This is a genomic window from Saccharicrinis aurantiacus, assembly GCF_947489045.1.
GTDB classification, from domain to species: Bacteria; Bacteroidota; Bacteroidia; order Bacteroidales; family Marinilabiliaceae; genus Saccharicrinis; species Saccharicrinis aurantiacus.
The window spans coordinates 104,848-112,644 of sequence record NZ_CANLCN010000017.1 but is presented as its reverse complement, the minus strand read 5'-3'; the positions used below and the strand labels follow the sequence as shown (position 1 = coordinate 112,644).

General features: G+C 32.6%; 5 protein-coding genes and 1 pseudogene. 5 read left to right on the top strand and 1 reads right to left on the bottom strand.

Features of this window, described 5'->3' with window-relative positions; all coding sequences use genetic code 11:
- The first annotated feature begins 706 nt into the window (after nt 1-706).
- Nucleotides 707-1,003: a hypothetical protein gene (locus tag QMO11_RS17345; RefSeq protein ID WP_282038745.1), complete on the top strand. Its 297-nt coding sequence runs from the start codon at nt 707-709 to the stop codon at nt 1,001-1,003.
- A gap of 15 nt (nt 1,004-1,018) precedes the next feature.
- On the opposite strand, the gene QMO11_RS17340 is transcribed toward QMO11_RS17345, so the two are convergent.
- Entirely contained in the window at nt 1,019-1,483 is a 465-nt protein-coding gene (locus tag QMO11_RS17340; RefSeq protein WP_282038743.1) for a WG repeat-containing protein, read from the bottom strand.
- 942 nt (nt 1,484-2,425) lie between these two features.
- Here QMO11_RS17340 and QMO11_RS21965 point away from each other — a divergent pair.
- The 4 genes and pseudogenes from QMO11_RS21965 to QMO11_RS17325 form a co-directional block, all read left to right on the top strand.
- Nucleotides 2,426-2,560: pseudogene (locus QMO11_RS21965) on the top strand (transposase); the annotation flags it as partial.
- Nucleotides 2,561-3,092: 532 nt separating this feature from the next.
- A complete protein-coding gene (locus tag QMO11_RS17335; protein WP_282038741.1) occupies nt 3,093-4,124 on the top strand; it encodes a hypothetical protein in 1,032 nt (343 codons plus the stop codon).
- 127 nt (nt 4,125-4,251) lie between these two features.
- Nucleotides 4,252-5,352, top strand: a complete 1,101-nt coding sequence (locus tag QMO11_RS17330) for a DNA alkylation repair protein (protein ID WP_282038739.1) — start codon at nt 4,252-4,254, stop codon at nt 5,350-5,352.
- A gap of 219 nt (nt 5,353-5,571) precedes the next feature.
- Nucleotides 5,572-7,791 (top strand): alpha-galactosidase, encoded by a 2,220-nt coding sequence (locus tag QMO11_RS17325; RefSeq protein ID WP_282038737.1) that lies wholly within the window; start codon nt 5,572-5,574, stop codon nt 7,789-7,791.
- Nucleotides 7,792-7,797 lie beyond the last annotated feature (6 nt).

Genomic DNA, 7,797 nt, shown 5'->3' with positions numbered 1-7,797 from the left:
GAGACGTGTGTAGTTTTTTCCATTCATAACAACAAATTTAAAATATTAATTTGTTGCGCTAGGTTCTTGAATCTGGGTCTATACAAATATTAAAGTCAACGTTAGATGCTATGAATAATGAATTAATAGAAATATATCATAGCGAACAAATTAGACATAAAGAAAAAGTTAGAAAATGAAGATATTGATTCTTATATACTTAGTATTTATATTCCCTTTTGTATATCAATCAGCTAAGCTTGATAAAGGCAAATATTTAAAGACAAAAATATTTAATACCATATTTACATTTAGTTTAACTATTTACTTAACCAATGAGGTATTGAATAATATTGCTTACTTCATAAGAAATTTAAATAATTTGCATGAAATATTCTATCCTATAGGTTATATCCCTGGCTTTATTATTTGTTTATTTTTTTTACTCAATATAGTAATGAATATATACTATTCTGTTTTGTGCATCGGATTGGGGTTACGTTCCAAAAAGATGAAAGATTATTTTTTAAAATTTTTACCATCCCTAATAGGGCTCGATTTAGTAAGAAATATAAAGATTGTATTCGTAAATAGTTGTTCTATTGAGTGGATTATAATGTTATTTATTACACTTATTCTTGAATTAGTCGCTTTTTACCTATTAAAAAGAATATACAACTCAAAACTACTTACAAAATTTTTAATAAGACCATAAACATTACTGTGCATGGCAGGGGAATATGCATCACAATTGATTAAACATAATGGAGATTGGCATGCCGCTGCCATGAATTTTAATTTTACATCAGCAATACCAGGAGGAAATTTATTGGGCAAAGGTGTAAACGTAGCAGCTGGGACCTTTATCGAGAATTCAAATATGAATAAGGGCATTACATACTATGATATTAATATTGCTAGTTATATTGGCCGATCTAATGCAGGAGCCTACATACAAATTGGCGCAAATCTATTTGGAACTATTGGGGAAATACTTCGATGTCAGATAGAAATCAGATATTAATTGTGGTATCGTTTTTTATTTAATTCTGTTCCCTTTTTTATTAATTATGAACCATTCATTGCTCTCTACTCTTCTATGTTCATCCATATCAAAATATTCCGTTGCTTTAAAAGTAACTTCTGCCAATCCATTCTCAAACCATTTAGCATAGTCATAGATGCATGGAATTATAATCTGACCATATCTATTCGCATATCCCATTTTACCATTCCGAATCACTCTTAATAGTCCTTCATTAAATGACTCAGGTCCATTATCAAAAATAACTATGTCAAATAAAACATTTTGATTTCTATCTATAGCTATTTGTCTACCCCAAGTTGTATCGTTTGGATGTTCAAGTACATTAGCAATGTATTCTAAAGAGTCTGATCCGAAATATGCGTATTTCCCAAAGGGTATAATAGTATCTCTATTTTCATTCACATAAGCTACTCTCGAACCGTATTGCAAAAACTCCTCGTCGGTAATAGCAAACAAAATAGGTTTTGCTAAAGTATCTGATTTCTTAACGTTAAGATATTTATAATTAGTTATTTCACGCTCTATATTTTGTCGACATGAGGTAAATATGAAAAGTGTGATCCCTATAATTATTGAAAGTTTTATTGTCATTTTTTATAATTAAACTTATTACATGCTAGCACTTTTGTATTGTGTGGTAATGTACCACAATATTGACTAAATAAAACTCTAAACGGTTTGAAAAGCTAAAACAACCAAAACTTAACAGAGCAGAAGTTTTGTTTAGGCTATAAATTTATTCTTTTCACGAGCTGAAACAAAAGTTTCGGATAATATATTAGAAATCGACATCGCGCAATTTATAAATTCTTATTTGAAATTCTTGAACACCAACTTTCTTTCAATAATTCTGTGCTACTTAATTCCGTATGAGTGGTAATATTAAACATTACTTAAAAAACTTTACGAGATGGTATTTCAAAAGGTATTATGTGGAGTTACAATCACGCAAACCAATCCGAATTAACCCCGACGACATCAAAAAAAAGTAGTGCGTATATATTTTATATTATGAAAAGATTCTATAACTATTCCTATCTTTGGTGGTTATTATTTATCAATTTTAATACAATGTCTTCAAATAAGTCAATACAAAGAAATACTATTGTTTATATCATAATATACTTCTTCGCTTTAGTGATCTATTTCGACACAGCAGGTTATCATGGAGATGCTGCTGGGAACGCAATGAAATATGGTTTTCTATTTATACAAAAACTGATTGTGTGTATAGCAGCTGGTATAATAACTATAATAAATCGAGTAAAATTAAAAAAGGCCACTGGAACTTGGATAAAGCTAATTGCCTTTATTCCAGTTGCTTTAGCGCTGATATTGTGGTTGATATGATGCATCTTATTTAGGACGACTCAGAAATAGACTACCTATTGTAAGCAAACATTTTACAATACTTCGCAGATTATTGAATACCTATGCCAGTACACCCACAGAATAGCCATCAGTAATCACCGAATAATAAATATTGACAAGCAACAAATTGAAATAATAAACTTAAAGTGCATGAACCTCTAATTTTTTTTCGCCCTCAATAATTTGGGAACAAAAGAAACAAGTTCTTTGCATATTATCGATTATGGTATTTTTCATAGGCTTCATCATAATTAAGCACATCTAAGTCATACCCTCCCCTCCTCTCTATACCAAACTATGGGATATTCTGTATACCATTAATCGTTATGATACTAGTTTGAAAGCAATAATATTTCAGATCGTAAATATCAAATTTTATGTTTAAAAAAAGCATACAAACTATAATATTGATAAATGAGACTCGAAAAACACATTAAACTAGTTTTTAATAGCTGTTTTACTCGTGCAGACAAAAGAAGTATGATTACTGGGGACCAAGCTACTCTAGAACAAGTAAAATTAAGGGTTTAAGCAATTAGTGGATTATAATATTCGCTTTCCTATCTGGGTTTTCCTATCATACAAACCCTTATTATATTTTTACTTATTATAATTGTAAGCCCTAACAATACAAACCTTTTTAATAACCGTGCGTACTAATGGTATCAAAATAAAATAATATTCCCTCAAGAAAATGAACACCGCATTAATAGAGTTTAATGGCTTTCATGATGAATGCTTGCACTCACAAGTTGATTTTTTAAAAACATCGAAAAAAAACAAGGTTTTTTTAATTTGTAATTACAGACTTAAAGATAGAATCACCTATTGGAATAAAATAGATGATGTACTTTTTTTAGGAAGTAATCAGTGGGGAATTGGCTATATCAAAATCGTTCAATTTTTACGAAAGCATAACATCAGCCGATGTGTTTTTAATTCAATACACCACCCAAGTGCCAAACGGTTATTAAATATAGCTTCGCGCAAACGGAAGTATTTTGGCATTGTGCATGATAGAAATGAGTTGCTAAGAAAGAACAATAGAAAGGTGAATGGTTACCTATTTTTAAATGACTATTTATTAAATGGCATCGATAGCTTTGTTAAACCAAATGTAAAAACAAACTCATACTACCCCATATTTTTTCAAGACTCTATACTTTTAAATATTAAAAAAGCAAGTGAGGAAATTTGGATTGCGATACCTGGTAAAATGCAACAAAACCGAAGAGATTATAATACACTACTTCATTCGTTTAAAAATGGCACGTTAAATAAAAACATCAAACTCATCTTTCTTGGGCAAAGCATTTTTAAGAATGACCATGGTCAGGATATTAGAAAAGAATTTGAGAAATACGATGCAAATAACAATTGTATTTTCTGGGACAAATACATCAACCCAAATACTTTTGATACATACATGAAAATGAGTGATTTTGTTTTACCACTCATTCATACCGACCATTCAACTTCTAAAACGTATCAAGATAAAATATCAGGTTCATTTAACTTGGCTTTTGGCTTTAATAAGCCCTTAATAATGGATTCTTTTTTTAAGCAATTTAACGACTTTAGAGATAATGGTCTCTTCTATAATTGCGAAGGTGATTTAGTCAGCCAAATTAATAAGTTAGTTGTGTGTAAACCCGATAACTTATATAAGGATACGAAATGGACTTATAAATACCAATGCAAAAACTATTTAGAGTTTATTGAATAAAAATTAAAAGCTCATTATAATAATACAAAGGGAATATTCATTAGGATATTCCCTCTTTTTTGCTGTAACTTTAAACTAAATTCCACAAGTATCCTATGTGATATATCTTACAATTTAATCTCAAATTATGGCTGAGCTTTTTAAAAACATCTACACAAAAGATTTATTTAACGACTTTACCAATGCAGTAAAAAAACTATCTCCAACCTTCAATAGCAATGCTTTCAAAAAGGATATTTTCACAAAAGAGTGGGAAAATATGGAATTAAAACAGCGCATGCGTCATACTACATTAACACTTGGAAAGCATTTGCCTAATAACTTTAAAGCAAACGCCAATTTGCTTACCGATATCATTCCCCTACTTGATCAGAATGAAGCACATCGTTTGGCTTATATTTTTCTTCCTGATTTTATCGAGATATATGGCATCAATGATTTTGACTTATCGATGAAAGCTTTTGAAAAGATAACAACTTTTATTAGTTGCGAATTTGCAGTTAGGCCTTTCATTATTAATGATCAGGATAGAATGCTTAAGCAGATGTTACAATGGTCGAAGAACGAAAACCCCTTTGTTAGACGTTTGGCTACTGAAGGGTGCCGACCACGTTTACCATGGGCCATGGCACTCCCTACTTTAAAAAAAGACCCCTCGCCCATTCTTCCTATTCTAGAGAATTTAAGAACCGATGATACTGACTTTGTTCGTTTAAGCGTGGCTAACAACCTAAACGATATTTCAAAGGACAATCCTGAATTAATAATTAAAATAGCGAAAGCCTGGCTGGGAAAAACAAAAGAAACCGACGCTTTAATTAAACACGCTTGTCGCACGCTTTTAAAGCAAGGCCTCCCTGAAGTGATGACACTATTTGGATTTGGTAGTATTGAGCATATAGCATTTAATAACTTCAAAGTTGTTACTCCAGAAGTGAAGATTGGTGGGTATTTAGAGTTTCAATTTCAATTGGTGAACAAGAGCAATGCGAAATCAAAAATACGCTTGGAGTATGCGGTGTATTATCAAAAGGCGAATGGCACACTCTCAAAAAAAGTATATAAGATTAGCGAAAAGGTTTATGCCCCGAATTCAGAAACCATGATAAACAGAAAACAACCTTTTAAATTAATTACCACACGTAAATTCCATTTAGGCTTGCATCAAGTGGCGGTTATTGTAAATGGAACTGAATTTGAAAAGATCGATTTTAATCTCTCAAAGTAAGAAGGCAAGCAACATTCCTTTTAACGCTTCATCACAGAATTTGATTTAACAAAATTCATTATTTCATATGTTGTTTATAAAAATTCATGAAAGCATAAGCTTTGCACTTTAGATTACAATCATTCGCTAGCTTATAGCCGAGTTAGCATTACAATAGGTATTATTTTTGATTCTGATGTAACACACATTGTACAATTAAATCAAAAGTATAATACTATTATGAATACAAATAAGAATTCTGTTTGTAAACTAAAGCAATTACTCCTAATTATAGTTCTTGTTTTCAGTAACATTACAATAAATGCAACTATCATCCCAATCCACACAAAAGATTTTAGTCTTTTACTACAAACTGATAATGAAAATAGGTTAATCTTATCTTACTTTGGCGACAGATTAGCCAATAATGATGAATTGAAATATGTTTCAAATATGTTTGATTTTACAGATGAAAATATTGGCATCTGCAACTCAGCATATACCCCATCTGGAACATGGAACTTATCTGAACCTGCCTTGAAGGTGATTCATAGCGACGGTAATAATTCCTTAGAGTTAAAATACGACAGTCACACCATCAATCCTCTAACAAACGGCGCCAAACAATACACCATTGTTTTAAAAGACCCGGTTTATCCTGTTGAAGTAAAATTATTCTACAAGGTTTTTGAAGCTGAAAACTTAATTGAACAGTGGACAGAAATATCTCATAACGAAGATGGTATTTTAAGAATGCAAAAATATGCATCAGCTAATTTATATTTTACCGATAAAGATCCTTACCTAAAAAGTTTTCACAACCAATGGGCAATGGAAATGCAGGCCAATAGCCAGCGATTAACGCGGGGAATAAAAACACTTGACTCTAAAATGGGCTCAAGAAATGTGATGCTACAAAGCCAAAGTTTCATTGTATCATTCGGGCATGAAGCGAAAGAAAATACAGGTAAAGTAATGCTTGCCCAATTGGCATGGAGCGGCAATTTTAAAATTGACTTTGAGGTAGATTCATACGATAACTTGCGCTTAATTGCAGGCATTAACCCACATGCCTCTGAGTATTATTTAAAACCTAAGGAGGTATTTGAAACCCCTGCATTAATTTATGCCCTATCCAACAACGGAACTGGTGAAGCAAGCAGAAACATGCACAATTGGGCTCGCGAACACAGAGTTCTGGATGGACAAGGAGAGCGCCTCACCTTACTTAATAATTGGGAAGCCACCTACTTTGATTTTAACGAAAAGAAAATCACCAAGCTTTTTAAAGATGCACAAGAAATTGGTGTAGATTTATTTTTATTAGATGATGGCTGGTTTGGTAATAAATACCCACGAAACAATGATGATGCCGGGCTTGGCGACTGGACTGAGAACAAAAAGAAATTGCCACACGGCATTGGTTATTTAATTAAAGAAGCCCACAAAAAAGACATTAAGTTCGGTATTTGGATTGAACCTGAAATGGTAAACCCAGAAAGTGAATTGTATGAAAATCACCCAGACTGGGTTATTAAACAAAGCCAACGTCCGGAGATATACCAACGCGATCAGCTGGTTTTGGATTTAACCAATCCTGAAGTTCAAGATTTTGTTTATGGTGTGGTAGATCGTTTATTTACCGACAATCCAGAATTGGCTTTCATTAAATGGGATTGTAACTCTATCATCCACAATGCACATTCGGCTTATTTAGCCAAAGAAAATACGCCACAGTCGCACTTGTATATTGATTATACAAAGGGCCTATACAAAGTACTAGAGCGCCTACGAGCCAAATACCCAAAGGTGCCAATGATGCTTTGCGCTGGTGGTGGCGGAAGAGCGGACTATAACTTTTTGCAATATTTCACTGAGTTTTGGGTGAGCGATAATACCGATCCACTAGAAAGGGTATTTCAACAATGGAATTACTCATACTTCTACCCTTCCATTGTAACAGATAACCACGTAACCAATTGGGGTAACCAAAGCTTAAAATACAAGGTTGATGTGGCAAGTATGGGAAAACTAGGTTTCGACATAGTGGCAAGCGAACTCAGTAAAGATGAACTTACCTTTTGCACAGAAGCCGTTAAAAATTACGGTAGTTTTAAGGAAATCATTTGGCATGGTCATCAATACCGTTTACAAAACCCTTACGATTATGATGTGGCCTCATTGTTATACACTTCTAAGGAAAAAGACCGCGTTATCATGTTCTCTTACTTGGTAAATACACGCGTTCTCTATCATACCAAAACAGAGCCTATAAAACTAAACGGTTTAGATGCCAACAAGCAATACCGAGTTAATGAGATAAACCTATTCCCAAACACATTATCACAAATTAAAAATGAACAGACCTATAGTGGCGACTTTTTAATGAAAGTAGGCCTAAACATACCTGTTGACGAAGATAATCCGAGTGTAGTTTTAGAATTAACAGAAGTAAAATAGCATAAA

What these genes read in the sequence shown, in the direction of transcription:
- QMO11_RS17325 (WP_282038737.1), top strand. Translation starts at nt 5,572, where the DNA reads ATGAATACAAATAAGAATTCTGTTTGTAAACTAAAGCAATTACTCCTA.
- QMO11_RS17330 (WP_282038739.1), top strand. Translation starts at nt 4,252, where the DNA reads ATGGCTGAGCTTTTTAAAAACATCTACACAAAAGATTTATTTAACGAC.
- QMO11_RS17345 (WP_282038745.1), top strand. Translation starts at nt 707, where the DNA reads ATGGCAGGGGAATATGCATCACAATTGATTAAACATAATGGAGATTGG.
- QMO11_RS17335 (WP_282038741.1), top strand. Translation starts at nt 3,093, where the DNA reads ATGAACACCGCATTAATAGAGTTTAATGGCTTTCATGATGAATGCTTG.